This window comes from Mesorhizobium sp. B1-1-5, from assembly GCF_006443065.1.
GTDB lineage: Bacteria > Pseudomonadota > Alphaproteobacteria > Rhizobiales > Rhizobiaceae > Mesorhizobium.
On record NZ_VFWS01000308.1, the window covers coordinates 1 to 1,653 of the forward strand.

Consider the following 1,653-nt stretch of genomic DNA (forward strand, 5'->3'; position numbering starts at 1 on the left):
GATTAAAGAGGAGATCGAGCGCCTGCACGATCAACTGAAGGCTGCCGAGGCCAAGGAGGCCGAACGGATCGGCCGCATCGCGGTCAAGGCCGGCTTGGGCGATCTCGATATTGACGAGGCGAAGCTCTCGGACGTTTTCGCGGAGATCGCCGGACGATTTCAGGCGGGAAGCGAGAAACGCCGGCAAGCCGCGCCGAAGCCGGCTCGGCCTGCTGAAGGCGATGCTTGAGCGAGTGATGAACATGCAGCGACGGCAGTCGGCGGAGGAGCGCAAGCGCGATACCCGCGAGAAAATCCAACTCGGCGGTCTGGTCGTGAAGGCCGGCCTTCGCTCGGCCGATCGCGCCGTGATCCTGGGTGCTCTCGTCGATCTGGCGCGCCGCACTGACAACCAGATGGAATGGGCGCGCCTGCGCGCAATCGGAAAGGCTGCCTTCGGCAATGATATGGAAGAAACTCGTACTCACAATGGCGCCGGCGGCACTTATGATGGCAACGCTGTGGGGCCTGACCGGGATTGAGACCTGGCTCGCTTCGTTTGGAACATCACGTTCCGCATATCTGTTTCTCGGTAAGGTCGGGCTGGCTCGTCCTTACGCAACGTCGGGCGGCGTCGGACTGATTTTTCTGTTTGCTGCCGCCGGCTCGGCATCGATCAGATCGGCGGGCCTCAGCTCGCTCCTCGGCTCGATGCTCGTGGTGGTGATCGCCGTCATCAATGAAAGCGGCAGGCTCCTTTCATTGTCGGATCGCGTCGCCGAGGGAACGCTGTTGTCATATGCCGATCCTTTTGCGTTCGGCGGCGCAATGGTCGCCTTGGGCGCTGGTATCTTCGCCCTTCGAGTTACACTTCTCGGCAACGCGGCCTTCGTATCACCTGCGCCGAAGCGGATCCCGGGCAAGCGCTCCATCCACGGCGACGCTGACTGGATGAGATTGACCGAGGCCGCAAAACTTTTTCCCGCAGGAGGCGGCATCGTCGTCGGAGAGCGTTATCGTGTCGACCGCGACACAGTTGCCCCCAGATCGTTCAAGGCGAGCGATCACGACAGCTGGGGCAGTGGCGGGCGCAAACCACTGCTCGGCTTCGCGGGCAACTTCGGATCGGGTCATGCGATCGTCTTTGCCGGGTCCGGCGGCTTCAAGACAACGTCGGTGACCATTCCGACCACCCTTCAATGGAGGAGTGGACTAGTGGTTCTGGATCCCTCCAACGAGGTCGCCCCGATGGTTACCGCGCATCGCAAATCGCTCAATCGACAGGTCTATGTCATCGATCCGGGACGTGACGGCACCGGCTTCAATGCGCTCGACTGGATTGGCAGGTTTGGCGGCACGAAAGAGGAGGACATCGCCGCGGTTGCATCCTGGATCATGACCGACAATCCGCGGGTCGACGCCAGCCGAAACGATTTCGTTCGTGGATCGGCGCAGCAGTTGGTGACGGCCCTGATAGCGGACGTCTGCCTCTCCGGGCACACGCCAACCGGGAATCAGACGCTACGCCAGGTCCGGACCAATCTTGCCGAGCCGGAACCAAAACTGCGAACCCGGTTACAGGAAATCTACGACTCGTCGCAAAGCGCATTTGTCCGCGAGAACGTCGCGCCCTTCATCAACATGACACCGGAGACATTCTCGGGCATCTATGGC

At 61.5% G+C, this 1,653-nt stretch carries 3 protein-coding genes; all 3 read left to right on the forward strand.

Annotated elements, in window-relative coordinates; genetic code table 11:
- The first annotated feature begins 1 nt into the window (after nucleotide 1).
- Nucleotides 2-229 carry a TraC family protein gene (locus tag FJ980_RS30730; RefSeq protein WP_246676632.1) on the forward strand — a complete coding sequence of 76 codons (228 nt, stop codon included), beginning with the start codon at nucleotides 2-4 and terminating at the stop codon, nucleotides 227-229.
- Nucleotides 230-236: 7 nt separating this feature from the next.
- Entirely contained in the window at nucleotides 237-521 is a 285-nt protein-coding gene (gene traD, locus FJ980_RS30735; RefSeq protein ID WP_348640673.1) for a conjugal transfer protein TraD, read from the forward strand.
- On the forward strand, nucleotides 442-1,653 hold a 1,212-nt coding region (locus FJ980_RS30740; protein ID WP_181181363.1), incomplete at its 3' end, for a type IV secretory system conjugative DNA transfer family protein. The genes traD and FJ980_RS30740, both read left to right, overlap by 80 nt.

What these genes read in the sequence shown, in the direction of transcription:
- traD (WP_348640673.1), top strand. Translation starts at nt 237, where the DNA reads ATGAACATGCAGCGACGGCAGTCGGCGGAGGAGCGCAAGCGCGATACC.